This is a genomic window from Streptomyces sp. NBC_00510, from assembly GCA_036013505.1.
Taxonomy (GTDB): domain Bacteria; phylum Actinomycetota; class Actinomycetes; order Streptomycetales; family Streptomycetaceae; genus Actinacidiphila.
This window is the reverse complement of the sequence record CP107851.1, coordinates 5,087,783-5,112,997: the sequence shown is the minus strand read 5'-3', so window position 1 is coordinate 5,112,997 and position 25,215 is coordinate 5,087,783. Positions and strand designations below refer to the sequence as shown.

At 73.9% G+C, this 25,215-nt stretch carries 23 protein-coding genes; 4 read left to right on the top strand and 19 right to left on the bottom strand.

Features of this window, described 5'->3' with window-relative positions; all coding sequences use genetic code 11:
- Window positions 1-13: 13 nt before the first annotated feature.
- Window positions 14-1,582: a protein kinase gene (locus OG937_23035; protein WUD74360.1), complete on the bottom strand. Its 1,569-nt coding sequence runs from the start codon at window positions 1,580-1,582 to the stop codon at window positions 14-16.
- 245 nt (window positions 1,583-1,827) lie between these two features.
- Here OG937_23035 and OG937_23030 point away from each other — a divergent pair, with 245 nt between their 5' ends.
- Entirely contained in the window at window positions 1,828-3,594 is a 1,767-nt protein-coding gene (locus OG937_23030) for a protein kinase (GenBank protein ID WUD74359.1), read from the top strand.
- A gap of 115 nt (window positions 3,595-3,709) precedes the next feature.
- Here the strand turns inward: OG937_23030 and OG937_23025 are convergent, their stop codons facing one another.
- The 9 genes from OG937_23025 to pdhA form a co-directional block, all read right to left on the bottom strand.
- On the bottom strand, window positions 3,710-4,273 hold the full coding sequence (locus OG937_23025) for a bacterial proteasome activator family protein (GenBank protein WUD74358.1): 564 nt from the start codon (window positions 4,271-4,273) through the stop codon (window positions 3,710-3,712).
- 185 nt (window positions 4,274-4,458) lie between these two features.
- The gene (locus OG937_23020; GenBank protein ID WUD74357.1) at window positions 4,459-4,815 is read right to left on the bottom strand and encodes a hypothetical protein; all 357 of its coding nucleotides are present in this window, start codon (window positions 4,813-4,815) and stop codon (window positions 4,459-4,461) included.
- 75 nt (window positions 4,816-4,890) lie between these two features.
- A complete protein-coding gene (locus tag OG937_23015; protein ID WUD74356.1) occupies window positions 4,891-5,862 on the bottom strand; it encodes an NAD(P)H-quinone oxidoreductase in 972 nt (323 codons plus the stop codon).
- Window positions 5,863-5,872: 10 nt separating this feature from the next.
- Window positions 5,873-6,886, bottom strand: coding sequence for a potassium channel family protein (locus tag OG937_23010; protein ID WUD78850.1), 1,014 nt, complete (start codon window positions 6,884-6,886; stop codon window positions 5,873-5,875).
- A gap of 53 nt (window positions 6,887-6,939) precedes the next feature.
- Window positions 6,940-8,349: a molybdopterin molybdotransferase MoeA gene (locus tag OG937_23005; GenBank protein ID WUD74355.1), complete on the bottom strand. Its 1,410-nt coding sequence runs from the start codon at window positions 8,347-8,349 to the stop codon at window positions 6,940-6,942.
- Window positions 8,346-9,266: a molybdenum cofactor guanylyltransferase gene (locus OG937_23000; protein ID WUD74354.1), complete on the bottom strand. Its 921-nt coding sequence runs from the start codon at window positions 9,264-9,266 to the stop codon at window positions 8,346-8,348. Before OG937_23000 ends, OG937_23005 begins: the two co-directional genes overlap by 4 nt.
- A 28-nt stretch (window positions 9,267-9,294) precedes the next feature.
- A complete protein-coding gene (locus OG937_22995) occupies window positions 9,295-10,638 on the bottom strand; it encodes a 2-oxo acid dehydrogenase subunit E2 (GenBank protein ID WUD74353.1) in 1,344 nt (447 codons plus the stop codon).
- The gene (locus tag OG937_22990; GenBank protein WUD74352.1) at window positions 10,638-11,663 is read right to left on the bottom strand and encodes an alpha-ketoacid dehydrogenase subunit beta; all 1,026 of its coding nucleotides are present in this window, start codon (window positions 11,661-11,663) and stop codon (window positions 10,638-10,640) included. Before OG937_22990 ends, OG937_22995 begins: the two co-directional genes overlap by 1 nt.
- Window positions 11,660-12,760, bottom strand: coding sequence for a pyruvate dehydrogenase (acetyl-transferring) E1 component subunit alpha (pdhA, locus tag OG937_22985; protein WUD74351.1), 1,101 nt, complete (start codon window positions 12,758-12,760; stop codon window positions 11,660-11,662). Before pdhA ends, OG937_22990 begins: the two co-directional genes overlap by 4 nt.
- Before the next feature lie 149 nt (window positions 12,761-12,909).
- Between pdhA and OG937_22980 the strand changes: the two genes are divergently transcribed.
- Window positions 12,910-13,452: an Lrp/AsnC family transcriptional regulator gene (locus OG937_22980; GenBank protein WUD74350.1), complete on the top strand. Its 543-nt coding sequence runs from the start codon at window positions 12,910-12,912 to the stop codon at window positions 13,450-13,452.
- Window positions 13,453-13,499: 47 nt separating this feature from the next.
- Here OG937_22980 and OG937_22975 read toward each other — a convergent pair whose 3' ends face one another.
- The 3 genes from OG937_22975 to OG937_22965 are packed head-to-tail and all read right to left on the bottom strand — an operon-like array spanning window position 13,500 to window position 16,402.
- Window positions 13,500-14,228 (bottom strand): alpha/beta hydrolase, encoded by a 729-nt coding sequence (locus OG937_22975; GenBank protein ID WUD74349.1) that lies wholly within the window; start codon window positions 14,226-14,228, stop codon window positions 13,500-13,502.
- A gap of 33 nt (window positions 14,229-14,261) precedes the next feature.
- Window positions 14,262-14,879, bottom strand: a complete 618-nt coding sequence (locus tag OG937_22970; GenBank protein WUD74348.1) for a TetR/AcrR family transcriptional regulator — start codon at window positions 14,877-14,879, stop codon at window positions 14,262-14,264.
- Between the two features lie 2 nt (window positions 14,880-14,881).
- Complete coding sequence (locus OG937_22965) at window positions 14,882-16,402, bottom strand: 3-hydroxyacyl-CoA dehydrogenase (GenBank protein ID WUD74347.1); 1,521 nt, start codon at window positions 16,400-16,402, stop codon at window positions 14,882-14,884.
- Between the two features lie 131 nt (window positions 16,403-16,533).
- Between OG937_22965 and paaN the strand changes: the two genes are divergently transcribed.
- Window positions 16,534-18,210, top strand: a complete 1,677-nt coding sequence (paaN, locus tag OG937_22960; GenBank protein ID WUD74346.1) for a phenylacetic acid degradation protein PaaN — start codon at window positions 16,534-16,536, stop codon at window positions 18,208-18,210.
- Between the two features lie 45 nt (window positions 18,211-18,255).
- Here paaN and OG937_22955 read toward each other — a convergent pair whose 3' ends face one another.
- The 3 genes from OG937_22955 to OG937_22945 all read right to left on the bottom strand — a co-directional run bounded on the left by OG937_22955 (window position 18,256) and on the right by OG937_22945 (window position 21,097).
- Complete coding sequence (locus tag OG937_22955) at window positions 18,256-18,936, bottom strand: rRNA methyltransferase (protein WUD74345.1); 681 nt, start codon at window positions 18,934-18,936, stop codon at window positions 18,256-18,258.
- Window positions 18,933-20,243, bottom strand: coding sequence for an HTTM domain-containing protein (locus OG937_22950; protein WUD78849.1), 1,311 nt, complete (start codon window positions 20,241-20,243; stop codon window positions 18,933-18,935). Before OG937_22950 ends, OG937_22955 begins: the two co-directional genes overlap by 4 nt.
- Window positions 20,244-20,413: 170 nt before the next feature.
- Window positions 20,414-21,097: a DUF5819 family protein gene (locus tag OG937_22945; GenBank protein ID WUD74344.1), complete on the bottom strand. Its 684-nt coding sequence runs from the start codon at window positions 21,095-21,097 to the stop codon at window positions 20,414-20,416.
- A gap of 205 nt (window positions 21,098-21,302) precedes the next feature.
- Here OG937_22945 and OG937_22940 point away from each other — a divergent pair, with 205 nt between their 5' ends.
- Window positions 21,303-22,424, top strand: coding sequence for an acyl-CoA/acyl-ACP dehydrogenase (locus OG937_22940; protein WUD74343.1), 1,122 nt, complete (start codon window positions 21,303-21,305; stop codon window positions 22,422-22,424).
- Between the two features lie 49 nt (window positions 22,425-22,473).
- On the opposite strand, the gene OG937_22935 is transcribed toward OG937_22940, so the two are convergent.
- The 3 genes from OG937_22935 to OG937_22925 all read right to left on the bottom strand — a co-directional run bounded on the left by OG937_22935 (window position 22,474) and on the right by OG937_22925 (window position 25,184).
- Window positions 22,474-22,806: a rhodanese-like domain-containing protein gene (locus OG937_22935; GenBank protein ID WUD74342.1), complete on the bottom strand. Its 333-nt coding sequence runs from the start codon at window positions 22,804-22,806 to the stop codon at window positions 22,474-22,476.
- 49 nt (window positions 22,807-22,855) lie between these two features.
- Window positions 22,856-23,683, bottom strand: coding sequence for a hypothetical protein (locus OG937_22930; GenBank protein WUD74341.1), 828 nt, complete (start codon window positions 23,681-23,683; stop codon window positions 22,856-22,858).
- A gap of 82 nt (window positions 23,684-23,765) precedes the next feature.
- On the bottom strand, window positions 23,766-25,184 hold the full coding sequence (locus OG937_22925) for a DUF2252 domain-containing protein (protein WUD74340.1): 1,419 nt from the start codon (window positions 25,182-25,184) through the stop codon (window positions 23,766-23,768).
- Window positions 25,185-25,215 lie beyond the last annotated feature (31 nt).

Genomic DNA, 25,215 nt, shown 5'->3' with positions numbered 1-25,215 from the left:
GGTCGGCGGCCGGTCAGCCGCCCGTGACGCCGCCGTCCGCGGCGCCCTCGGTGCCGGCCGTGCCGCCGGACACGTCCCCCGAGGCCCCCTCGGTGCCGCCGGTCTCGGACGCGGTCGGCGTCGGCGTGGGCGGCGCGGAGGTGGCCGGGGTGCTCGGCTTCTGCGTCGGCGTCACGGGGGGCGAGGGGGCCTGCGAGGTCGGCCGCGTGTAGGAGGGGCTCGGGGTGTACGAGGGCTGCTCCGAGACGCTGCCGCTGCTGTCCTGCGTACCGCCCGTCGAGTCGTCCTGGGTCGGCTGCGACGTCGGCTTCTCCGGCTGTGACTGAGTAGGCGTCACCTTCTCCGCCGGGGGCGTCTTGTCGCCGGTCTTGGAAACGGCGAAGTAGATGCCGAGCGCGACCGCGAGCACCGCCGCGATCACGAACAGCACGGGCTTCACCCACCGTCCGCCACCGTGCGGGGGCCGTCCGTCGTCGTAGCCGTGGCCGCCGCCGTCACCGCCGGGCGGGCCGAGCAGCAGGGGCGGCTGCAACTCCGCGGTGGTGTGCGGGTGCTGCTGCCCGTACTGCGGGGGGACGCCCATCGGCGCGGTCGGGGCGGCGTTCGCCACGGGCACGTAACCGGTGTTCCAGGTGCCGGTGTGACCGCCGCGCTCGCTCAGCATGGCCAGCGCGTACTGGACGACGCCGCGCATCTCCTCGGCGGTCTGGAAGCGGTCGTCCGGTTGTTTGGCCAGCGCGTGCAGCACCAGCCCGTCCAGCTCCGGCGGCACCCGGTCGCTGAGCTCGGAGGGCGGGCGCGGCTCGTCCTGGACGTGCTGGTAGACCACCGACAGCGGGGTCTCACCGGTGAACGGCGGCCGCAGCGCGAGGAGTTCGTAGAGCAGGCAGCCCGTGGCGTACAGGTCGGAGCGGGTGTCGACCGTCTTGCCGAGCGCCTGTTCCGGCGACAGGTACTGCGGGGTGCCCATGACCATGCCGGTCTGCGTCATCGTGGTCGAGGCGCCGTGCAGCGCCCGCGCGATGCCGAAGTCCATCACCTTCACCGCGCCGGTATTGGTGATGATCACGTTCGCCGGCTTGATGTCCCGGTGCACGATGCCGTGCGCGTGGCTGTAGGCCAGCGCCTCCAGCACGCCCGAGACGATGATGAGCGCCTGGTCGACCGGCGGCGGCTCGTCGGAACCCACCAGCAGGTCGCGGATCGTGCGGCCCTCCACGAGTTCCATCACGATGTAGGGCACGGTGCCGCCCGGCGTGACGTCCTCGCCCGAGTCGTACACCGCCACCACCGCATGGTGGTTGAGCCCGGCGACCGACTGCGCCTCGCGCGTGAAGCGGGCCTTGGAGACCGGGTCCTCGGCGAGGTCGGAGCGGAGCAGCTTCACGGCCACCGTCCGCCCCAGGCGCACGTCCTCCGCCGCGAAGACCTCGGCCATGCCGCCGCGTCCGAGACGCCCGGTCAGCCGGTAGCGGCCGTCGCCCACCAGGCCCGCGGCGCCCCACAGCTCGGGCGAGTCGGGCACGCCCCGGCCGTCGGCAGAGGGCTCGTCAGGGCCCCCGGCGGCTGTCGTCTGTGCCATCAGTCCTCGCCGTCGATCGTCGCCGTACAGGGTCCTCCGGCCCACCACGCTACCGCGTTCCACGATGGACGCGCTCCCGTGGCACCCGTGCCCCCGATGAAGGGATTCATACGCATCCGGTGACGAACAGGTCAACGAACTTGACCTGTCCAGGCCGTCCGGCAGACTGGGCGGTCAGGATCGGGGCAACTGTCTTGTGCGTACGCGCGGTGCGCCCAGGGGGATCGTCAAGGGGACGGGTACGGATGAGCGGGGACGGCACGCGGGGCACTCATTCGGGGCGTTCGGTCGGTAACGGTCGCTACGTCCTCCGCGACCTGCTGGGACAGGGCGGCATGGCAGCCGTGCACCTGGCACACGACACGGTGCTGGACCGGCCGGTGGCCGTCAAGACGCTCCACACCGACCTCGGCAGGGAACAGTCGTTCCGCGAGCGGTTCCGGCGCGAGGCGCAGGCCGTCGCCAAGCTCAACCACACCAACATCGTCTCGGTCTTCGACTCCGGCGAGGACACCGTCGACGGCGCGCTCGTGCCGTACATCGTCATGGAGTACGTCGAGGGCAAGCCGCTGCGCGACGTGCTCGACGAGGACATCGCGCAGTTCGGAGCCATGCCCACCGAGAAGGCCCTGAAGATCACCGCGGACGTGCTCGCGGCGCTCTCCGAGAGCCACAGCATGGGCCTGGTCCACCGCGACATCAAGCCGGGCAACGTGATGCTCACCAAGCGCGGCGTGGTGAAGGTGATGGACTTCGGCATCGCCCGTGCGATGCAGTCCGGCGTCTCGTCGATGACGCAGACCGGCATGGTGGTCGGCACCCCGCAGTACCTGTCGCCGGAACAGGCACTGGGACGCGGCGTGGACGAGCGCTCCGACCTGTACTCGGTGGGCTGTCTGCTCTTCGAGCTGCTCACCGGACGGCTGCCCTTCGACGGCGACTCCCCGCTGTCCATCGCCTACCAGCACGTCCAGGAGCTCCCGCCGGCCCCGTCGGCGCTCAACCGGGCGGTGCAGCCGGGCGTCGACGCGCTCGTCGCGCGGGCCCTGAAGAAGAACCCCGCCGAGCGCTTCCCCACCGCCGACACCATGCGCGACGAGGCCGAGCGGGTCGCCGCGCCGGCGCGCGGCGCCGGCACCACACCGCTGATCATCGGCGGCGGGCCGCGCCCGCGCGGCCGCGGCGAGGAGGTCTCCTCCGCGGTCTTCCCGCCGGTGCAGGGGGACCTGCGCACCCCGCCGCCGAACGTGCAGACCCCGTACCAGGCCCCGGCCCCGGCTCCTTACCCGCGGCCCCAGCCGCAGCCGCAGCAGCGCTGGGGCACCGCAGGTCAGGGTGGTCCCGCGCACACCCCGCCGCCCGGCCCCGGCCCGGCCTACGGCTACCCGCAGAACGCCCCGCACGCGCCCCACCAGACCCACCAGCCCCACCCGCAGGCCGTGCAGCAGCACGCCACCCCGCCCTACACGATGCGCCCGGGCACCCCGCCGGGCGGCGGCCGCAGGGGCGGCGGCGCCTCGACGGCGGTCGTCGCCATCGGCGCCACGGTCGCCGTGATCGCGGTGGTCGTGGTCGTCATCATCGCGATGTCGATGGGCGGCAAGGGCGATACCGGGGACACCGGCGGCACCCCCACCTACGACTCCCGGGGCAGCGCCTCCGCCACCGCCCGCGAGGAGACCCCCTCGCAGCCGGCGGATGACGAACCCGCGCCGGGCGTCAGCCAGGCCGACCAGACCCGCACCATCGACGCCTCGCGCTGCACCGAGGCCACCAAGAGCTACCTGGGCGACGACCCGGACGCCGTGGTGATGCCGGACTTCTTCACCAAGTACGTCGACTCCGTCAAGTCCTGCATGGACGCGGCCGGTTGGAAGTACGAGGTCAAGTACCGCAACGAGCAGATCTACGGGAAGGGCGCGGTCGTCGACCAGAAGCCCAAGACCTACACGGCGTTCAAGCCGGAGAAGGACAAGATCACCCTGTGGGTCTCCACCGGCCAGGGCGGCTGACCCGCCCCGGGCGTGCCCTCGCGGCGACGACGGACGGGCAACGACGGACGGCGGGTGACCCCACGGGTCCCCGCCGTCTGTACCTACGCGTACGTACCGTCCTGATGCCGACCGCTCACAGATAAGGGCCGGTGCGCGCCCCGCCCGGGGCGTGCCCCTCCTCGTCGCCCTCGTGGCCCACACCGGGCGGCAGCGCGCGGCGCATCTGCTCCAGCTGGGCGCGGGCGGCCATCTGCTGGGCGAAAAGGGCGGTCTGGATGCCGTGGAAGAGGCCCTCCAGCCATCCCACCAGCTGTGCCTGGGCGATCCGCAGCTCGGCGTCGCTCGGCACGCCGTCCTCGGCGAAGGGCAGCGAGAGCCGCTCCAGCTCCTCGACGAGCTCGGGGGCGAGCCCCGCCTCCAGCTCCTTCACGGAGCTGTGGTGGATCTCCTTCAGGCGCGCCCGGCTCGCCTCGTCCAGCGGCGCCGCCTTGACCTCTTCCAGGAGCTGCTTGATCATGCTGCCGATCCGCATGACCTTCGCGGGCTGTTCGACCATCTCCGTCACGGGCACCTCGCGCTGCTCGTCGCCTTCTCCGGCGCGGCCGGCGTGTCCGCCGCCGCCGAGGGCCATCCCGTCCGGGCCGACGACCAGGACCTGCGGGCTCTCCTGCGACCGTTCGTTCATCGGCATCTCCATGCCGCCATTGTCGCGCACCGTCGCCCCTCCGGGATTTGTGCCCCCCGCCGCCCCGCGCTACCCCTCCCGCGCGGCACTCGTCCGCCTCGGCCAGGTCGGCCCGGTGTGCGACTCGGACGCGGTGCGCAGCCGGTGGGCGTGTGCCGGGGACCTGTGTGCGGGGGCGGGGGCAGCCGCGTCCGCCATCAGCGGCCACGGCGCAGCCGCAGGCCGAGGAAGCCCAGGCCCAGCCCGATCAGCACCAGCCCCGCACCGAGCGGCAGCACCTCCAGCACCCGTCCCACGGGCACCTGGACGGCGGCCGGGCCCTGGTCCTGCGGTTCCTCGACGTGGACGGGGAGCGGCGCGGAGGGCCGGCCGCCACCGTCGCCCGGGGTCGCGGGCGGCTCCGCCCGCCCCGGGTGCCTGCGCCCCTCGCCGGCCTCGCTGCCGGCCGGCCCGGAGGACGCCGCCGGATGGGGCGGGGGCGGCGCGGCCGCGCCGGTGACCAGGAGGGCGACCCCGGTCACCGTCGCCGCCACGACCACCTTCCGCAACTCCATGCCTTCAGCGTCACACGGAGCGTCATGGGCGGCCAGTCGTGCCCACCGGGCCCGTGCCGGCCGTCCGGCGGCGGCTCAGACCGTGAGCAGCACCTTGCCGACGTGGGTGCTGGCCTCGACCAGCCGGTGCGCCTGTGCCGCCTCGCTCATCGGGAGGGCGCGGTCCACCACCGGGCGCACCACTCCGGACTCCAGCAGCGGCCAGACGTGCTCCCGCACCGCCGCCACGATGGCCGCCTTCTCCTCCAGCGGCCGTCCGCGCAGTGACGTCGCGGTGATCGCGGCCCGCTTGGCCAGCATCTTGCCGAGGTCGAGCTCGCCCTTGACGCCGCCCTGGAGCCCGATGACGGCCAGCCTGCCGTTGACCGCGAGGGCGTCGACGTTCCGGCCCAGGTACTTCGCGCCCATGATGTCGAGGATGACGTCGGCGCCGCCGAACGCCTGCCGCACCTCGGCTGTGAAGTCCTGCTCGCGGTAGTTGATCCCGAGGTCCGCGCCCAGCTCGCGGCACTTCGCGAGCTTGTCCTCGCTGCCCGCGGTGACCGCGACCTTGGCGCCGACCGCCTTGGCCAGCTGGATCGCCATGGTGCCGATGCCGCTGGAACCGCCGTGGACCAGCAGCGTCTCGCCGGGGCGCAGGTGGGCGACCATGAAGACGTTGGACCAGACGGTGCACACGACCTCGGGCAGGGCCGCGGCCTCGACGAGCCCCACGCCCTTGGGCACCGGCAGCAGCTGCCCGGCGGGGACGGCGACCTTCCCCGCGTAGCCGCCGCCCGCGAGCAGCGCGCACACCTCCTCGCCCACGGTCCAGCCGCTCACCCCCGGGCCGAGGGCGGCGACGCGGCCCGAGCACTCCAGGCCCGGGTAGGGGGACGCGCCGGGTGGCGGGTCGTAGAAGCCCTGCCGCTGCAGCAGGTCGGCACGGTTGACGGCGGTCGCGGCGACCTCGACCAGCACCTCGCCCTCGGCGGGTACGGGATCGGGGACCTCGGCCCAGACGAGCGCGTCCGGGCCGCCGGGTTCGGGGATGGTGATCGCATGCATGGGGCCGACGCTACCCCTGCGGGACGTGCGACGGGTCGTCCTGACTCGTCCTGTGGATGACGATGAGCCGATCGGTCAACTGCAGGGGGCTCGCCTCGGGGTTGTCGTGGTCGAGCATCCGGTGGCCGCGCTTGACGACCACCACCAGGTCGGCGACCTCCCGCGGATCGAGCCCGGTCTCGGCCTTGGTGACGGGACGCTCGATCAGGTCCAGCCCGCTGCCGTAGGTGATCAGCTCCTCCATCACCTCGCCGGCGCTCGGGCTGAGCATCGACATCCCGAGCAGCCGGCCCGCCGCGCCCGAACTGGTGACGACGGCGTTGGCACCGGACTGGCGGAGCAGCGGGGCGTTCTCCTCCTCGCGCACGGACGCGACGATGTTGATCCGCTTGCTCAGCTGGCGGGCCGTGAGCGCCACCAGGACGGCGGTGTCGTCCCGCTGCGCGGCGATGATCAGCTCCTTGGCCCGCTGGATCTCCGCGCGCAGCAGGACGGCGTTGCGGGTCGCGTCCCCGGTGACGCCCGCGAACCCGGCGGCGACCGCGGCCTCCACCGCCTTGGGGTCGGGGTCGACCACCACGATCTGCTGGGCGGGCACGCCGTGCCCGGTCAGCGTCCTGGCCGCGGAACGGCCCTTGGTGCCGAACCCGACGATGACGGTGTGGTCGCGCACGGTGGACCTCCAGCGCTGCTGCCGGTACTGCTCGCGGGTGCGCTCGGTGAGCACCTCGAGAGTGGTGCCGACGAGGATGATCAGGAAGAGCACGCGCAGCGGCGTCACCAGGAGCACATTGGTCAGCCGCGCGCTCGGGCTGTACGGGACGACGTCGCCGTAGCCGGTGGTGGAGAGGGTGACGGTGGCGTAGTAGACGCAGTCCAGCAGCGACATCGAACCGCCGGCGTTGTCGTGGTAGCCGCCCCGGTCCAGGTACACGATCAGCACGGTGAGCACCAGGACGAACAGCGCCATCAGCAGCCGCCGGACGACCTGGTGCAGCGGGCCGAGGGGGCTCTTGTGGGGCAGGTGGACGACGTCCCCGTCCGCCCCCGCCGTGGCGCGTCCGCGGCCCGCGTCCCTCACAGCCGCCCCCAGCCCGTCTCCAGGACGGCCGTACGGTCGCCCTTGACGGCTCCGCCGGGCGGGATGACGGCCATGCCGTCGGCCGTCGCGATGCCGCGCAGCATGGCAGGACCGCTGAAGTGCAGCGGGGCCGCCTGCGACTCCTCGTCGACGACCACCGGCACCAGGCGGGTGTCGGTGGGGTGGCCGTGCACGTCGCCGCTGAGCCGCGCCTCGTACGCCACCGGGGCCGGGCGGCCCGCGAGCGTGCGCAGCAGGGGGACGGCCAGGGTCAGCACCCCGGAGACCGCCGCGAGCGGGTTGCCCGGCAGGCCCACCAGGAGGCCGCCACCGGGCAGTTCGGCCAGCAGCATGGGGTGACCGGGGCGGACCGCGACGCCGTCGACGAGCAACCGCGCGCCGATGCGCTCCAGCACGGGGTGGACGAAGTCCACCGGGCCGCCCGCCGTGCCTCCGGTGGTGACGACGAGATCGGCGGTGGACGCGGTGACGGCGTCCTGCAGCAGGCCGGCGTCGTCCTTCAGCCGCCGCGCGCGGACCGTGCCGGCCCCGAGCGCGGTGAGCCATGCGGGCAGCAGCGGGCCGAGCGCGTCCCGCACCCGGCCGCCGCCGGGGGCTCCGGCGTCCAGCAACTCGTCGCCCAGGACGAGGACCTCCACCGAGGGCCGCGCGGTGACGGTCAGTTCGTCGTAGCCCGCCGCCGCGGCCAGGCCGAGCACCGCGGGCGTGACCAGCACGCCGGCCGTCAGCAACTCGTCGCCGCCACGGCACTCCTGACCACGGGGCCGCACGTCCTGCCCGGGCTCGGGGCCGCCCCGCGTGGCGTGCAGGTGCCCGTCGGCGGTGACGCGTCCGTGCTCCCGGCGCAGCACCGCCGTCGTGCCGGGGGGCAGTGCGGCCCCGGTGGCGATGACGGTCGCGTGGCCGTCGAGCAGCGGGGCCACGGAACGCTGCCCGGCCAGGACGCTGCCTTCCGTGCGCCACGGGCCGGGGCCCGCGACGGCCCAGCCGTCCATCGCGGAGGTGTCGAAGGCGGGCAGGTCCGTGAGCGCGGTCAACGGCTCGGCCAGCGCGTGCCCCAGCGCGGCGCCGAGCGGCACGGACAGCCGTCCCAGCGGTCCCGCGGCGGAACCCGCGATGCGCCGCGCCCGCGGCCACGGCAGGTCGTGGTGCCCGCCGTGGGCGCCGGCCCGGGTCCCGCCGTGCGTCCCGCCCTGGGTCCCGTGGGGACGGGGGAGGGGCGACCGGGAACCGTCGGGGGCGGTGCCGCCGGAGGGTGGCTGCACGGGGTCGTGCCGGCCGGCCGGCCGTCCGTTGGCCAGGGCGAGCGCCGCGGCCAACTCGTCGTCGGCGGCGTCCCCGGGTCCGGTGTCGCGGGCACCGCCCGCCGCACCCGGCAGGTTCATGCGCCCGGGTCCCCGCTCTCCGCTTCCTTCGCCCACCGCTCGGCCAGCGCGGCGGCGCGCCTGACGGCCTCCGCGACGGCCTGCTCGCCGCCGCCCGCCGTGGCCGCCGCGTAGCCCACCAGGAAGGTGGTCAGCGGCGCGGCAGGGCGGTCGACGCCGTGCGCGGCGTCCCGGGCGAGATCGAGGAGCATACGGATGTCGACGTCGAGGTCGATGCCGAGTTCGGCCTTGGCTGCGGTGATCCATTCATCCAACACGCCCCCATGCTCCCTGATGCGGGCCCGGGCTGTGGAGAGGTCGTCCCAGGTGTCGCAGTCGAAGGAGGCCTGCCCGGTGGGGTCGGGCAGCCTCCGCAGGGCCAGTTCACCGGTGAGCAGACGCAACGGCAGCCCGGTGAGGGTCCCGTGCTCGGCGGCGATCAGCGCCAGGTGCTGGCGCAGCGCCTCCGTGCGGTAGGCGGCCGCCAGCGTCTGGTCACGGCCGTCGGGGTCGGTGAGCACGACCCCGTCCTCGCCCTGCCCGCCGCGCAGGGCGGCGAGCAGCGCGCCCACCGTCGTGCGGGAGAGGAACGGCAGGTCGGCGGCGAGCACCAGCACGACGTCCGCGGTGACCTCGCGCAGCCCGGCGGAGAGCGCGGGCAGCGGGCCCCCGCCCGGTGGTTCCTCGCGGGCCCAGGCCACCGGGCGGACGGTGGGGCGGCGCGGGCCGACGACCACCGTGGTGGCCGCGCCCGCGCACGCGTCCAGGACACGGTCGATCAGCGCGCGACCGGCGACCGCCAGTCCCGGCTTGTCGGCCCCGCCGAGGCGCCTGGCGGCGCCGCCGGCGAGGACGACCGCGTCGTAGGGCTGCTCGTGCGGCGAACGCGGCGAAGGCGGCGAGGGGTGGTCACGCGGCTCACCTGGCTCCGGAGTCATGCCCGGAGTATCGCCCACCGTGACGCGTTCACACCGCCCGGAGCAGCACCGCCGGTTGTTCCACGCAGTCCGCGACGAAGCGGAGGAAGCCGCCCGCCGTGCCACCGTCGCACACCCGGTGGTCGAAGGTGAACGACAGCTGGACCACCTGACGCACCGCCAACTCGCCCTGGTGCACCCACGGTTTGGGGGTGATCCGGCCGACGCCGAGCATCGCGGCCTCGGGGTGGTTGATGATCGGCGTGGATCCGTCGACACCGAACACGCCGTAGTTGTTGAGCGTGAAGGTGCCACCGGTCAGCTGGGCCGGGGTCAGGCCACCGGAGCGGGCCGCCTCGGTGAGCCGGCCGATCTCCGCCGACAGCTCCTCGGTGCTGCGCCGGTGGGCGTCCCGGACGACCGGCACGACCAGCCCGCGATCGGTCTGCGCCGCGAAGCCGATGTGCACCTCCGGCAGCACGACGATCTCACCGCGCCCGGTGTCCACCGTGGAGTTGAGCTCCGGGTAGCGGGCGAGGGCCGCCGCGCAGATCCGCGCGAACAGCGCGAGCACCGAGACCTTGGGACCTCCCGCGGCGTTCATCGCCGCCCGTGCCGCGAGCAGCTCCGTCGCGTCGGCGTCCACCCAGCAGGTGGCGTCGGGGATCTCCCGCCTGCTGCGGCCGAGCTTCTCGGCCACGGCGCCGCGGATGCCCCGCAGCGGGATGCGGGTGCCCTCGGCGGCGGGGGCCGCCGGCGCCGAGGGGGCGGCCACGGTGACCGGCGCCGCGGACCCGGTCGTGATGGCCCGCTCCACGTCGGAACGCAGGATCAGCCCGTCGGGGCCGGAGCCCGTCAGCGCGCGCAGATCGAGGCCGTGCTCACGGGCCCTGCGCCGCACCAGGGGGGAGATGACGGCGACGGGACCCTCGTGCCGGACCGGCGCGGCGACCGCGGCCACCGGGACCGGGACGGGCACCGGGACTGGGGCCGGGGCGGCGGCAGCCGGCGCGGGGCGCACCCGGCGGCGCCGGGCCGCGGGGCCGCTGGTGCCGTAGCCGACCAGCACGTTGCCGGATCCGGAGTCGCCGTCGGCCGAGGCGGCCGGGGCGGCGGGTGCGGGCGCGCCGGCGGCGTGCCGGTCGGGGGAGCCGACCGCGACCGTCAGCAGCGGCCGTCCGACGTCGAGGGTCTGGCCCTCCTCGCCGAAGCGTGCGGTGACCACGCCGCCGTAGGGGCAGGGCACCTCGACCACGGCCTTGGCCGTCTCGACCTCGACGACCGGCTGGTCGATGGCGACGACTTCGCCGACCTGCACCAGCCAGCGCACGATCTCGGCCTCGGTCAGCCCCTCGCCCAGGTCGGGGAGGGCGAACTCGCGGACGACGGCCATCACGCCTCCTCCCACTGCAGGCGCCCGACCGCGTCGAGGATGCGGTCGACGCCGGGCAGGTGGTGCCGCTCCAGCATCGGCGGCGGGTAGGGGATGTCGAAGCCGGCGACCCGCAGGACCGGGGCCTCCAGGTGGTGGAAGCAGCGCTCGCTCACCCGGGCGGCGATCTCGGCGCCCACACCGCCGAAGCCCGAGGACTCGTGGACGACGACCGCGCGGCCGGTGCGGCGCACCGACGCGGTGACCGTCTCGTCGTCGAAGGGCACCAGGCTGCGCAGGTCGACGACCTCCAGGTCCCAGCCTTCCTGCACCGCGGCCTCGGCCGCCTCCAGGCAGACCGTGAGCGACGGGCCGTAGGTGATGAGCGTCGCGGAGCGGCCGCTGCGGCGGACGACGGCCCGTCCGATGGGGGCCACCTCCTCCGGCGCGTCCGCCGACCAGTCGGCCTTGGACCAGTACAGCCGCTTCGGCTCGAGGAAGATCACCGGGTCGTCGGAGGCGATCGAGGCCCTCAGCAGCCCGTAGGCGTCCGCCACCGTGGCGGGGGTGACGACGTGCAGACCGGGGGTGTGCGCGTAGTACGCCTCGGAGGCGTCGCTGTGGTGCTCGACGCCGCCGATGCCGCCGCCGTACGGCACCCGGATGGTCAGCGGCAGCGGCATGGTGCCGCGCGTACGGTTGCGCATCTTGGCGACATGGCTGACGAGCTGCTCGAACGCCGGGTACGCGAAGGCGTCGAACTGCATCTCGACCACGGGACGCATGCCGTACATCGCCATGCCCACGGCCGTACCGAGGATGCCGGCCTCGGCGAGCGGGGTGTCGGTGCAGCGGCTGTCGCCGAACTCCTTGGCGAGGCCGTCGGTGATCCGGAAGACGCCGCCGAGGGTGCCGATGTCCTCGCCGAAGAGGTGGACCGACGGGTCCTCGGCGAGGGAGTCGCGCAGCGCGCGGTTGAGCGCCTGGGCCATGGTGGCCGGCTTGCGTCCGGTGGCCACGGGGGTCGCGGTGGTGGCGGTGCTCATGACTGTGCCTCGGCCTCCAGCTCGGCCCTCAGCATCGCGGCCTGCTCGCGCAGCTGCGGGGTGGGCTCGGCGTAGACGTGTGCGAACAGGTCCATCGGGTCGAGGACCGGGTCCTCGTTCATCCGTTCGCGCAGTGCGGCGGCCATCCGCTCCGCGTCCTCCTCGGTGGCGCGGACCATCGCGTCGTCGAGCAGGTCGCGCTCGCGCAGGGCGCGCTCGAGCACGGCGATCGGGTCGTGCTCGCGCCAGGCCTCGACCTCGGCGTCCTCCCGGTAGCGGGTGGCGTCGTCGGCGTTGGTGTGGGCGTCCATGCGGTAGGTGATCGCCTCCACCAGGGTCGGACCGCCGCCCTCGCGGGCGCGGGCCACGGCCTCGGTGAGCACGGCGTGGACTGCCGCGATGTCGTTGCCGTCGACGAGCCGCCCGGGCATCCCGTAGCCGACGGCCTTGTGGGCCAGCGACGGGGCGGCGGTCTGCTTGGCGAGCGGCACCGAGATGGCGAAGCCGTTGTTCTGCACGAGGAAGACGACTGGGGAGTGCCACACGGCGGCGAAGTTCAGCGCCTCGTGGAAGTCGCCCTCGCTGGTGCCTCCGTCGCCGACCATGGCCAGGGCGACGACGTCGTCGCCCTTGAGCCGGGCCGCGTGCGCGAGGCCCACGGCGTGCGGCAGCTGGGTGGCCAGCGGCGTGCTGAGCGGGGCGACCCGGTGCTCGCGCGGGTCGTAGCCGGTGTGCCAGTCACCGCGCAGCAGCGTCAGCGCCTCGACGGGGTCGACGCCGCGGGCGACGGCGGCCAGGGTGTCGCGATAGCTCGGGAACAGCCAGTCCTGGGGCTCCAGGGCGAGTGCCGCGGCGACCTCGCACGCCTCCTGACCGGTGCTGGAGGGGTAGACGGCCAGCCTGCCCTGCTTGGTGAGCGCGGTGGCCTGCCGGTTGTAACGGCGGCCGCGCACCAGCTGTCCGTACATCGTGGTCAGCAGTCCGGCGTCGAGCGCGCCTGCCTCGGGGGTGCCGAGCAGTCGGTACGGCTCAGGGTCGGGCAGCAGCGGCGCCGGGTCGGTGCGGGGTTGCCAGACGTGCTGGTCCAGGACGGTCATCGCGAGCACCTCCTCGTGGGCGTGTTCGGTGGGGGGAGCGGGTATCGCTCCCCTACCGATTGTTCGGTCGCCGGAGGCATTTTGGCTACAGGTGTGTCCCGCCTGTGGACAAACGGTTCTCCACACCCTGAGATGGAGCCAGTACGTCCATGCTAGGGAGGCTCGGGGGCGTGACGGATTCCCAAATTTCTCGGGGCGGCGCCCCGGGACCGCAGGCAGCGGCGCCGGACACCGGTCCGGCGGCGGTGCGTCCGCTGGACGCCATCGACCGCGCGATCCTGCGCTACCTGCAGGAGGACGGGCGGGCGTCCATACGATCGGTGGCCGAGCACGTCCACGTGTCCCGCGCCAACGCCTACGCCCGGATCAACCGCCTCATCGAGGACGGGGTCATCCGCGGCTTCACGGCCCGGGTCGACCACGAACGCGCGGGTCACGGCGCGTCCGCCTACATCACCTTGAAGATCGTGCAGAACTCCTGGCGCACCGTGCGGGAGAAGCTGCTGGAGCTGCCCGGGGTGGCGCACATCGCCCTGGTGAGCGGGGACTTCGACGTGCTGCTGCTCGTCCACACCCCCGACAACCGCAGCCTGCGCGAACTGGTGCTCACCCGCATCCAGGCGGTGCCCGAGGTGCTCAGCAGCCGTACGCTGCTGGTCTTCGAGGAGACCGACCGGGTGCTGACCGACTGACCCACCGGCACCGCCTGCCGGCGGCGCCCGCGGGCTCCCCGGTGCGGCTATCCGGCGTACTTCCGCAGGAAGGCCGTCACGGTGGCCCAGTTGGGGTCGTAGGTGAGCATGCCCACGCCGTGCTGGGGTCCGCTGACGATGTCGAGCCGGTTCTCGGCCGCCTTCTTCGTGGCCTTGCTCAGCGCCCCGGTCGACTCCGCGAACGCGGTGTCGCCCGCCGCCGCCATGTAGAGCACGGGCGCGGTCAGCCGCGGCACCGCGGAGCTCGCGTCCATGGTCCCGTAGGTCTCGGGCGCGGAGAGCGAGACCACGGCGTCGACCGGCGGATCCACCGACGCGGCACCTTCCAGGACCGCCGTGCCGCCCTTGGACGCGCCCATCAGCAGGACGTGCCGCGCGCCCTTGGCGCGCAGGAACGCCACCCCGCCCACGACTTCGGGCACCTCGCTGCCGTTGGAGTCGACGACCAGGACGCGGTAGCCGTCCTTCAGCAGGAGGTCGGCCTGCGGCATCCACTGGCACATGTCGCCGTCCGCCTGGTGCATGAGCAGGACGGCGGTGTCGCCCTTGCCGGCGAACCAGGCGTCCACGGGGTTGTCGTCGGTGTCGTCGTAGCTGACGGACCCGGACTTCGCCTGCGCGGCCGTCAGGCAGCCGAAGTCCTCCGGCGGTGCGGCGTCGGCGGTCTGACCGCCGCCGTCACCCCCTCCACACCCGGCGAGCAGCAGGACGGCGGCTGAGGCGGCGCACAGGCGGGCACGGAGGGTGAAGGACATGGCTCTGATCGTGAGGGTTGGTCTGGACCAGCGTCAAGAGACGCGCAAGCCGTCGAAGGCCAGCCGCACCACGGCGTCCACGACCGCGGCGTCGTCGTGCTCCCGGGTACCGGCCGTGTGCGGCTGGTACCACTCGACTATGGAGTTGATCATTCCGAAGAGCAGCCTGGTCGCGAGCCTGGGCTCCACGTCACCGCGCAGGTCCCCCTCCGCGACGGCCGACTTCAGCAGGTCGGCGACCCGGTGGTCGAACTCCCTGCGGCGCTCCAGGGCGGCGCGCTCGGTCCTGGTGTTCCCGCGCACCCGCAGCAGCAGCGTGACGTAGGGCAGCTCCGCCATCAGCACCCCGGTGGTGCGGCGCGTGACGTACTCCAGCCGCTCCACGGCGCGCCCGCCGCGCGCTCCGGGCTCCTCCAGGATGCCGAAGAGACCGTCCAGGGCACGGCCGACGGCGCGCTCCAGGAGCTCTTCCTTGCCCCGCACATGGTGGTAGATCGAGGACTTGGAGATGCCGGCGGCCCGCGACAGGTGCTCCATGGACGTGCCGTCGTAACCGCGCTCGATGAAGACCGTCACGGCCACGGCCAGCAGCGAGTCCGGGGTGTAGGTGTCCCTCTTGGGGGCGGAGCTGTCGCGCTGTGCCATGGTCATGATTAGAGCAGTCTCCCCTCGGCCGCCGCGCGGCGGTTCAGCAGACGGGACGGCGCGTAGCGCCCGCCGGGGTACGCCTGGTGCAGGTTGCGCAGCACCTCGCGGACCCACTCCGGGCCGAGTTCGGCACCCCAGGCGAGCGGACCGCGCGGGTAGTTCACGCCGAGCCGCATCGCGGCGTCGACGTCCTCCGGTGAGGCCACCCCCCGGGCGACGGCGTCGGTGGCGAAGTCCACCAGCATCGCCACGGTACGGGCGACGATCATGCCCGGGACGTCCTCGATGACGCTGACCTTCTTGCCCAGCGCCTGGAACAGCCCGATCGCCGCCTGCACGGTCTCCGGGCGTGCCGAGTCGGACGGCGCGATCGCGACCCGGGTGGCCACCCGGTAGTCCAGCGCGAGGTCGAACTGCACGTAGTCGACGGCCGGGCCCGTGGTGGCCGGGCCGCCGTCCGCCAGGTAGAGCCGGCCGCCGCCGGGCAGCTCGAGGTACCCGTCGTCCGGGTCGGCGACCTCGCCGTCCAGCACCTCGATGCCCGCCTCGGCGATCAGCTGGGGCAGCACCGCGGCCGGGCCGCGGCCGCCCATGCACACGGTGACCTCGGCGGGCGGCTTCTCCGGTCCCGCGGTGTGGGGGGCCGGGGCGGCGGCGCCCTCGGCGTGGTCGTACCAGCCGTGACCGCTCTTGCGGCCGAGCCGCCCGGACTCCACCAGCCGCCGCTGGGCGAGGGAGGGGGTGAACTTGGGGTCCTGGAAGAAGGAGTCCCACACCGAGCGCGTGACGGCCTCGTTGACGTCCTGGCCGATGAGGTCGGTGAGCTCGAACGGGCCCATCCGGAAACCGCCGCTCTCCCGCAGCACCGCGTCGATGGTGGCGGGGTCGGCCACACGCTCCTCGTGGAGCCGGAAGGCCTCGGCGTAGAAGGGGCGCGCGACCCGGTTGACGATGAAGCCGGGGGTGTCGGTGCAGCGCACCGGCGTCTTGCCCCAGGCGGCGGCGGTGTCGTACGCGGCCTGGGCGGCGGCCTCGTCGGTGGCGGCGCCGGAGACCACCTCGACCAGCGGCAGCAGCGGGGCGGGGTTGAAGAAGTGGAGGCCGACGAAGCGGCCCGGGCGCCGCAGCACGCCGCCCACGGCGGTGACCGACAGGGAGGAGGTGTTGGTGGCCAGCAGGCAGTCCTCGGCGACCACCGACTCCAGGGCCGTGAAGAGCTGCTGCTTGGCCCCCAGGTCCTCCAGGATCGCCTCGACGACGAGCGACACGCCCGCCAGTTCCTCGATCTCGCGGACGGCCGAGAGCCGGCCGCGGGCCGCGTCACGCTCGGCGGCGGGCAGCCTGCCCTTCTCCACCAGGCGGTCCAGCCGTTCCGCCAGGGCCCGCTCGGCCTGCTCGGCCCGGCCGGGACCGGCGTCGTAGAGCCGTACGGAATGGCCCGCCACCAGCGCGACCTGGGCGATCCCCTGGCCCATCGTCCCCGTGCCCACCACCGCGACCGTGCTGGATCGGTCAAGAGCGCTCATCGCCGCCACTGCTCCTCGCCAGTTGTCCACAGCTTCGGTCGGCCCCCTTGTCCCGACCGAACATTCGGTTAATCTAGCGGGGAAGCCAGCACCCTGCCCACCCCAATCCAGCTCGACGAGGAGTTGGCCCCATGGCTGCCGATCTCACCGCTGTCCCGTCGGTCGCACAGCACCGCGAGACGCTCGACAAGGCGCTCGAGGCGATCCGTACCCGCGAGTACTGGTCCCCGTACCCCGAGCACCCGAAGGCATACGCGGACGGCGAGACCGCCCAGGCCGCGTTCGACGCCCTGCGCGGCACCCGCTTCGACCTGGACCAGCCCGGCACCGACGGCTGGACCGGCGGCGAGGTGTCCCCGTACGGCATCGAGCTGGGTGTGGAGTACCCGCACCCGGACGTCGACGTGCTCCTCCCCGCGATGAAGGCCGCGATGCCCGCCTGGCGCGAGGCCGGCCCGGAGAACCGGGCCCTGGTCTGCCTGGAGATCCTGGCCCGGATCAACGCGCGCACCACGGAGCTGGCCCACACGGTCATGCACACCTCCGGCCAGGCCTTCATGATGGCCTTCCAGGCCGGCGGCCCGCACGCGCAGGACCGCGGCCTCGAAGCGGTCGCCTACGCCTACGTGGAGCAGGTGCGCACCCCCGGCACCGCCGAGTGGGTCAAGCCGCAGGGCAAGCGCGACCCGCTGACCCTGCGCAAGGACTTCACGACGGTGCCGCGCGGCATCGCGCTCGTGATCGGCTGCAACACCTTCCCCACCTGGAACGGGTACCCGGGCCTCTTCGCCTCCCTGGCCACCGGCAACGCGGTCGTGGTCAAGCCGCACCCGCGCGCGGTGCTCCCGCTGGCACTGACGGTCAGGATCGCCCGCGAGGTGCTCGCCGAGACCGGCTTCGACCCGAACCTGGTCTGCCTGGCCGCCGAGCGGCCCGGCGAGGGCCTGGCCAAGACCCTGGCGCTGCGCCCCGAGGTCCGCGTCATCGACTACACGGGCTCCACCGCCTTCGGCGACTGGCTGGAGGAGAACGCCCGCCAGGCCCAGGTCTTCACCGAGAAGGCCGGCGTCAACACCGTCGTCGTCGACTCCACGGACGACTACAAGGGCATGCTGTCCAACCTGGCCTTCTCCCTGTCCCTGTACAGCGGCCAGATGTGCACCACCCCGCAGAACCTGCTGATCCCGCGTGACGGCATCGCCACCGACGACGGCCACAAGGGCTTCGACGAGGTGGTGGGCGATCTGTCGGCCGCCGTGGGCGGGCTGCTCGGCGACGACGCCCGGGCCAACGCCCTGCTGGGCGCCCTGGTCAACCCTGACGTGAAGGCCCGCCTGGAGGCCGCCGCCTCCCTCGGCGAGGTCGCGCTCGCCTCCCGCGAGGTCGCGCACCCCGACTTCCCGGACGCCGTGGTCCGCACCCCGGTGATCGTGAAGCTGGACGGCGCCAAGCCGGACGACGAGGCCGCCTACATGTCGGAGTGCTTCGGCCCGGTCGCCTTCGCGGTCGCCATGGACTCCTCCAAGGACTCGGTCGACCTGCTGCGCCGCACCGTGCGGGAGAAGGGCGCCATGACGGTCGGCGCCTACACCACCTCCGGCGAGGTGGAGCGGCAGATCGAGGAGGTCTGCCTGGAGGAGGCCGCCCAGCTCTCCCTCAACCTGACCGGCGGGGTGTACGTCAACCAGACGGCCGCCTTCTCCGACTTCCACGGCTCCGGCGGCAACCCGGCCGCCAACGCGGCCCTGTGCGACGGCGCCTTCGTCGCGAGCCGCTTCCGGGTCATCGAGGTCCGCCGCCAGGCCTGATCGGGCCCGCCCGCACCACCAACAGCCCCGTCCGGAGCAGCCCTGTCACTCCGGACGGGGCTGCTCCGTACCCACCTGCGCGTAGCGCTGGATCCAGGCGTGCATGGCGATGGCCGCCGCGGCGCCCGCGTTGATCGAGCGCGTGGAGCCGAACTGGGCGATCGAGCAGACCGCCGCCGCGTGCTTCCACGCCTCGTCGGTCAGACCGGGCCCCTCCTGCCCGAAGAGCAGCACGCAGCGCCGTGGCAGCTCGGTGGTCTCCAGCGGCACGGCACCCGGGAGGTTGTCGATCCCGATGATCGGCAGGTCCTCCGCGGCCGCCCACGCGGCCAGCGCCGCGACGTCCAGGTGGTGGCGCACGTGCTGGTACCGGTCGGTCACCATGGCGCCGCGCCGGTTCCAGCGGCGCCGCCCCACGATGTGCACCTCCTTGGCCAGGAAGGCGTTGGCGGTGCGCACCACGGACCCGATGTTGAAGTCGTGCTGCCAGTTCTCGACGGCGACGTGGAAGTCGTGGCGCCGGGTGTCGAGGTCGGCGACGATCGCCTCCCGCGTCCAGTAGCGGTACTCGTCCACCACGTTGCGGCGGTCGCCCTGCGCGAGCAGCTCGGCGTCGTAGCGCGGGTCCTCCGGCCAGGGCCGCGTGTGCGGCCCGACCCCGACCTCGGGGCCGAAGCCGTCGTCGTACTGCAGCGGCTCGGCCGCGTCGTCCTGGCTGGTGCTCACACCACGAGGTTAGAGGGGGTGGGCTCGCCGGCCGGTCCCGGCCCTCGCTGCCCCGCGACTGCCCGCGCCTGCGCGTCCTCCGTGCCCTCCGCGCCTTCCGCGCCTTCCGCGCCTTCCGCGTCCTGCGGCCGCCCGTCCTCCGGCTCCCCGGCGGCGCCCGCTCCCCCGTCGCGTCCAGCGCCGCGCCGCAGCGGACGCGCCACCCGGTCACCCGCCCAGCGCAGGAAGCCGGTGGGCAGGAAGACGGCGTCGGCGGCGATCATCGCCAGCGAGAAGAACGGCAGTCCGAGGACGACCGCGATCGAGGCGTGCTCCAGCATCATCAACGCGAGGAGCACGTTCTTCACCCGGCGGTTGAAGAGGGTGAAGGGGAAGGCGACCTGGACGATCACCGTGCCGTAGGTGATCACCATGACCATCAGCCCGCTGGCTGCCATCGTGTGGGACAACCCCGGCCAGGGGCTGAAGTCGTCCAGGTGGAGCGGGTAGTACACCGCCGTGCCGTCCTGCCAGCGCGAGCCCTGGACCTTGTACCAGCCCGCCGTGGCGTAGATCAGGCACACCTCGACGACGATCACCAGCAGACCGGCGGCGTGCAGGATGTCGGCGAGGATCCCCAGGACCGCCTTCGGCTCGCCCGGTGCGTACCGGCGCACCGCCCACCACACGGCCTGCAGCAGCAGGAAGCCCCACAGGAACGGGGTCCAGCCGAGCCAGGGCAGCAGGCCGTCGGTCCAGTTCAGGCCCGTACGACCGAGCAGCTGCGCCACGGTGAGCACGAGCCCGAGGACGATCCACAGCGCGATCCCCGCGCCGTCGCCGTCCCGCCCCTTGGCGCGGCGGCGGGCGTCGAGCGACCAGACCTGCCCGCACCGGGTGAAGACGAGGTAGATCGCCATCAGGTGGATCACGTTGTCGCCGCCGTCGCCGACGAACACGCTCCGGTTCTGCAGGGAGAGCACGCCGATCATGAACAGCAGCGAGGCCGTGCGGGTCCGCCAGCCGAGCAGCAGCATCGCGCTCGCCACGATCGCACCCGCGTACACGACCTCGAACCACGCGTCGGCCCTGCCCCACAGCAGCAGGGTGAAGGCGTGGTTGTCGGCGACGAGCCGGTTCGCCAGGTCCCAGCTCCACGCCCCGTCCGGCCCGTAGAGCTCGTGGCGGTGCGGCCACTCGCGCAGCAGGAACAGCAGCCAGGCCAGTGAGATGCCGATCCGCACCACGGCGGTCTGGTACGGGCCGACGGTGGTGCCGGTGATCCGGGCCAGGCCACGCGACAGCCCGCCCGCGGCGGAGTCGAGCAGTCCGGCGAAGGGGGACGGGACGGGGGCCGGGCGGGCGGCGGGGGCCGGGCGGGCGGCGGGGGCCGGGCGGGCGGCGGGGGCCGGGCGGCCGCGGCCCGCCGCCGGCTCGTGCACGGGGCGGTCCACGGGCTCCGCGGCCGGCCCGTGCGCGGACTCGTTCACGGCTTCGCTCACGACGCGTCCTCCCCGCTCTCGTCTCCCTCGTCCTCGTCCGCCACGTGCGCGTTCCACCAGGGCAGCACCTGGAAGGTGGTGCGCGTGTCGATCTCCTCGGGGCTCCAGGTGGGGGCCGCGACCGGTGTGGTGCCGGTGCGCACCTGCAGGCGGACGACGTCGCCACCGTCGAGCCGGGGCCCGATGCGGTCCTCCACGATGCGTTCCAGGTACTGCCTGCTCAGCTCGCCGCGCACGCCGATGGGCTTGTCGTTCTCACCGTGGGAGGCGGCGTAGAAGCTCCACGCCCGGCGCAGCTCGTTCTGCTGGGTGTGGCTGGGCAGGACGTTGTGCCTGATGGCGGCGATGTCCATGGCCGTGAGGTCGACCCAGCCGGTCACCCGGTCGGTGCCGTCGTCCTTGTGGACATCGGCGCGCGCCCAGACGTGGATGTTCTGCTGGAGCGGATTGGGTGCGAAGAGCTTCCAGTTCTGCTCGAACTCGGGGTAGATGTAGCTGCCGACCAGATCGCCGTGCTTCTTGGTGGCCGTGTTCGTGGGCGCGACGTGCAGGAAGACCATGAGCAGGTGCACCGCGACGCCGACCACGGCCGCGGCCAGCGCCAGCGCGACCACGGCCCGGGCGGGTGGCGACAGCGCGGCTATCCCGGCCGGTCCCCCGGACTCCTCGGGTGGCTCCATCGTGGTTCTCCGCTCGTGTTCCCCGTGTTCCGCTCAGCACGGAACGGTACTCATGCCACACACGTGCGGTACAGCCGTCCCGGTCAGCACGGGCCGCGGGCGCCACGGGGAGGGGCAGGGATGCGGCGACGGGGATGTGGACTTCCCCGCCCGGTCCGCCTAATCTGACACACCGTCAGAATGGACGCGTCCGGGAGGTCGGGCCATGGACTTCAGCTTCAGCGAGGAGCAGCTGGCGGCCGTCGAGGCGGCACGGGCGGTGTTCTCCGGCGTGGCCCCCGACGCCGTACCGAGCCCCGCGCTCACCGCCGGCGCGGTGGCGGAGGACTTCGACCGCCCGCTGTGGCGCCGGCTGGCCGCCGCCGACCTCCTCGGGCTGGTGCTCGACGAGGCGTACGGCGGGGCCGGCCTCGACCCGGTCGCACTGTGCCTGGTACTGCGCGAGGCCGGGGCCGTACTCGCCCGGGTGCCGCTGCTGGAGACCTGTGCCGCCGCGCTCGCCGTGCAGAGCGACGGCCCCGAGGAGCTGCGCGCCCGGCTGCTGCCCGCGGTCGGCCGCGGCGACCTCGTGCTGACCGTCGCTTCCGCGGGCCGCACCGGCCACGACGGCGCGGAGCTCGCCGTCACCGCGCGGCCCGTGGACGCGGACGGGGACGGGGACGGCGCCGCCCACGACTGGCTGCTCGACGGCGTCCAGACCGCCGTCCCCTGGGCCCCGCACGCCGACCTCGTCCTGGTCCCGGCCTCCGCCGCCGGAGGCCGCACGGTCATCGCCCTCGTCCCGCGCGAGGCGGTCACCGCGGCCGAGCAGATCTCGACCAGCGGGGAGCGCCACGCCGAGCTCCGGCTGGACGCCGTCCGCGTCCCCGCGGGCGACGTGATCACCGCCGACGGCGCCTGGGACCGGCTGCGCCGGCTGCTGACCACCGGCACCTGCGCCCTGGCGCTGGGGCTGGGCACCGCCGTCCTGCGCATGACCGGCTCCTACACCGCCAAGCGCGAGCAGTTCGGGCACCCGCTGGCCACCTTCCAGGCGGTGGCCATGCAGTCCGCCGACCGCTACATCGACCTGCGGGCGATGGAGGTCACCTGCTGGCAGGCCGCTTGGCGGCTGGACCCCGCCGACGTCGCGGTCGCCAAGATCTGGGCCTCGGAGGGCGTACGACGGGTGGTGCAGACCGCGCAGCACCTGCACGGCGGCTTCGGCGCCGACACCGACTACCCCCTGCACCGCTACCACGCCTGGGCCAAACAGCTGGAGCTCTCCCTCGGCCCCGCCGCCGCCCACGAGGAGGAGCTGGGCGACCTGCTGGCCGCCGAGGCCTGAGAGCGCCCGAGCGCCCGCCCCGCGGACCCTTGCCGCCGCCCCGCGGGCCTCAGAGCACGTGCGCCGGGCCCGCGCCGTCCGTCACCAGCGGGCGGCCCGCGGCCTCCCAGCCCAGCATGCCGCCGTCGACGTTCACCACGTCGAGGCCCTGCGCGATCAGGTACTGGGCGACCTGCGCCGAGCGACCGCCGACCCGGCACACGACGTGCACCCGGCGGTCCGCCGGGACCTCCTCGATGCGGGCCACGACCTCGCCCATCGGGATGTGCACCGCGCCCTCGGCGTGCCCGGCGTCCCACTCGTCGTGCTCCCGGACGTCGAGCAGGTAGCCGTCGGCGGGGACCTGCGCCGCGTCCACCGCGGGCAGCTGGGCGTAGAACATGGAACGGACTCCTTCGGTCGGGGCGTGCACGTCGAACGTACCCGACCCGCTAATCGGACCCCTTCGAGGAGCGCACCAGCTCCGCCAGCCGGGCCTCCCGGTTGGCGACCTGGTTGAGGAGGTTCTCCGCGATCTCGTTGAGCAGCCCGTCCGGGTCCTCCGGGGCGAGCTTCATCATCTGCGCGATCGCGCTGTTCTCCAGGTCGGCGGCGAGCGCGGCCAGCCGCTCCTTGCGCTGCGCGAGCCACTCCAGCCGCGCGTACAGCACCTCGGCCTCGCTCGGCTGCTCCTCCTCCGGGACCGGCCCGGCCTCCCACTCCTCCGCGAGCTCCCGCAGCCGCTGCTCGTCGGCGTAGGTGTACGCCTCGTTGACCCGGGCGATGAACTCGCTGCGGCGCTCGACCTCGGCCTCGTCCTGCGCCAGGTCCGGATGGGCCTTGCGGACCAGCTCGCGGTAGAGCCGCTGCGCCTCCTTGCCCGGCCGCACGCGGCGCGGCGGGTTCGGGTCCTCCTGGGGCCGGACCCCGTCCGAGCCGAGCAGGCCCTCGAAGAGCTCCTCCACCCCCGGCATCGGCATCACGAGGGCGCGCGCCTCCCAGGCACGCTGGATGTCCTCGCGGGAGCCGCTCTTCGCCGCGACCGCCTCCGCGATCAGCGCGTCGAGCTCGTCGAGCCGGGCGTACATCGGGCCGAGCTTCTGGTGGTGCAGCCGGGAGAAGTTCTCGACCTCCACCCTGAAGGTCTCCACCGCGATCTCGAACTCGATCAGGGCCCGCTCGGCGGCACGCACCGCCTGGGCCAGCCGGTCCTGGGGTTCGGAGGATGCGGCGGCCGACTCGGTGCCGGGGGCCGACTCGGTGCCGGGGGAATTCGTCACCGGTCCAGCCTACGAGGAGTGGGGGGCGCCGGTCACAGGGTACGGCCTCGTACCTGCCCCCGGCACAGCTGCGCCCGGGCCCTCACACGCCCTGTTCCGCCGCGATCCGCCCGGCCCGCACCTCCGCCACCAGCTCGGCGTGGTCCGCCTCGGTCCGGTCGGCGTACGCGACCGCGAAGGCCGCGACCGCCTCGTCGAGTTGCCCGCCCTTGCCGCAGTAGCCCGCGATCAGCCGGGGGTCCGCGGAGTGCGCGTGCGCCCGGGCCAGCAGCGCGCCCGTCATCCGCGCGTAGTCGTCTATCAGGCCGGCCTCCAGTGCCGCGGGATCGACGCTGCCCTTGCGGTTGCGGAACTGTCGTACCTGGTGAGGACGGCCGTCCACGTCGGCCCAGCCCAGGAGGCTGTCGCTGACGACCTGCATACGCTTTTGGCCCAGCACCACGCGCCGCCCCTCGTGCTCCACCGCCGGCGCGTCGAACCCGGCCTTCCCCAGGTACGGCAGCAGCGCGGAGGGCCGGGCCTCCTTCACCTGGAGCACCAGCGGCTGACCGAGGTGGTCCAGGAGCAGCACCACGTACGACCTCGTGCCCACGCTGCCCGTCCCGACCACCCGGAACGCCACGTCGTGCACCGCGTACCGGGCCAGCAGCGGCCGCCGGTCCGCACCGATCGTCGCCAGGTAGCCGCCCTCCGACAGGGCCCCGGCGACCGCCGCCGCCTCCCCGTCCGGCACCCGGCGCAGCACCGGGGGCGCGTCGACGAAGCGGCGGCCGCCGCCCTCGACCTCCTCCGTGGCCCGCGCCGCGAACTTGGCGCTGGTGTTGCGGCGCGCCTTCCCGGCCACCAGGCGCAGCGTGCCCGCCAGGTCGCGGGCGTCGGCGTGTGCGACCAGCTCCTCGTCGGCGATGGCGTGCCAGGCGTCCAGCACCGGCATCTTCGCCAGCAGCCGCATGGTGCGCCGGTACGCGCCCACCGCGTCGAAGGCGGCGCCCCGGCACGCGTCCTCGTCGGCCCCGGCCTCGCGCCCGGCCAGCACCAGGGAGGCGGCGAGCCGCTTGACGTCCCATTCCCAGGGGCCGTGGACGGTCTCGTCGAAGTCGTTGATGTCCATGACCAGCCGGCCGAGGTGGTCCCCGTACAGGCCGAAGTTGGCGGCGTGCGCGTCCCCGCAGATCTGGGCGCCGATCCCGGTGACCGGGCCGCCCGCGAGGTCGGCCGCCATCAGCCCGGCCGAGCCGCGGAGGAAGGCGAAGGGGCTCGCCGCCATCCTCCCCACCCGCAGCGGGACGAGTTCCGGGATGCGCCCGAGGCTCGACTCCCGCACCGCCTCCACCGCGCCCGGCCGGTCGGCGCCCGGAGTGAACACCGCGTGCGCCTCGCGCGGCACCGCCTCCCGCAGCGCCTTGCCCTCCTGCTTGGGCGCGCCGTCGTGCGGCCATCTCTGGAACCCCGCGATGTGCGGAAGCCTGTGCTCCACGTGCTCTTCCTCCCCACGGGCCATGCCCGGTTGGTCACTCCTGGGGGCAATCTAG

Coding starts and splice junctions, on each gene's coding strand:
- OG937_23035 (WUD74360.1), bottom strand. CDS start 1,582: ATGGCACAGACGACAGCCGCCGGGGGCCCTGACGAGCCCTCTGCCGAC.
- OG937_23030 (WUD74359.1), top strand. CDS start 1,828: ATGAGCGGGGACGGCACGCGGGGCACTCATTCGGGGCGTTCGGTCGGT.
- OG937_23025 (WUD74358.1), bottom strand. CDS start 4,273: ATGGAGATGCCGATGAACGAACGGTCGCAGGAGAGCCCGCAGGTCCTG.
- OG937_23020 (WUD74357.1), bottom strand. CDS start 4,815: ATGGAGTTGCGGAAGGTGGTCGTGGCGGCGACGGTGACCGGGGTCGCC.
- OG937_23015 (WUD74356.1), bottom strand. CDS start 5,862: ATGCATGCGATCACCATCCCCGAACCCGGCGGCCCGGACGCGCTCGTC.
- OG937_23005 (WUD74355.1), bottom strand. CDS start 8,349: ATGAACCTGCCGGGTGCGGCGGGCGGTGCCCGCGACACCGGACCCGGG.
- OG937_23000 (WUD74354.1), bottom strand. CDS start 9,266: ATGACTCCGGAGCCAGGTGAGCCGCGTGACCACCCCTCGCCGCCTTCG.
- OG937_22995 (WUD74353.1), bottom strand. CDS start 10,638: ATGGCCGTCGTCCGCGAGTTCGCCCTCCCCGACCTGGGCGAGGGGCTG.
- OG937_22990 (WUD74352.1), bottom strand. CDS start 11,663: ATGAGCACCGCCACCACCGCGACCCCCGTGGCCACCGGACGCAAGCCG.
- pdhA (WUD74351.1), bottom strand. CDS start 12,760: ATGACCGTCCTGGACCAGCACGTCTGGCAACCCCGCACCGACCCGGCG.
- OG937_22980 (WUD74350.1), top strand. CDS start 12,910: ATGCTAGGGAGGCTCGGGGGCGTGACGGATTCCCAAATTTCTCGGGGC.
- OG937_22975 (WUD74349.1), bottom strand. CDS start 14,228: ATGTCCTTCACCCTCCGTGCCCGCCTGTGCGCCGCCTCAGCCGCCGTC.
- OG937_22970 (WUD74348.1), bottom strand. CDS start 14,879: ATGACCATGGCACAGCGCGACAGCTCCGCCCCCAAGAGGGACACCTAC.
- OG937_22965 (WUD74347.1), bottom strand. CDS start 16,402: ATGAGCGCTCTTGACCGATCCAGCACGGTCGCGGTGGTGGGCACGGGG.
- paaN (WUD74346.1), top strand. CDS start 16,534: ATGGCTGCCGATCTCACCGCTGTCCCGTCGGTCGCACAGCACCGCGAG.
- OG937_22945 (WUD74344.1), bottom strand. CDS start 21,097: ATGGAGCCACCCGAGGAGTCCGGGGGACCGGCCGGGATAGCCGCGCTG.
- OG937_22940 (WUD74343.1), top strand. CDS start 21,303: ATGGACTTCAGCTTCAGCGAGGAGCAGCTGGCGGCCGTCGAGGCGGCA.
- OG937_22935 (WUD74342.1), bottom strand. CDS start 22,806: ATGTTCTACGCCCAGCTGCCCGCGGTGGACGCGGCGCAGGTCCCCGCC.
- OG937_22925 (WUD74340.1), bottom strand. CDS start 25,184: ATGGCCCGTGGGGAGGAAGAGCACGTGGAGCACAGGCTTCCGCACATC.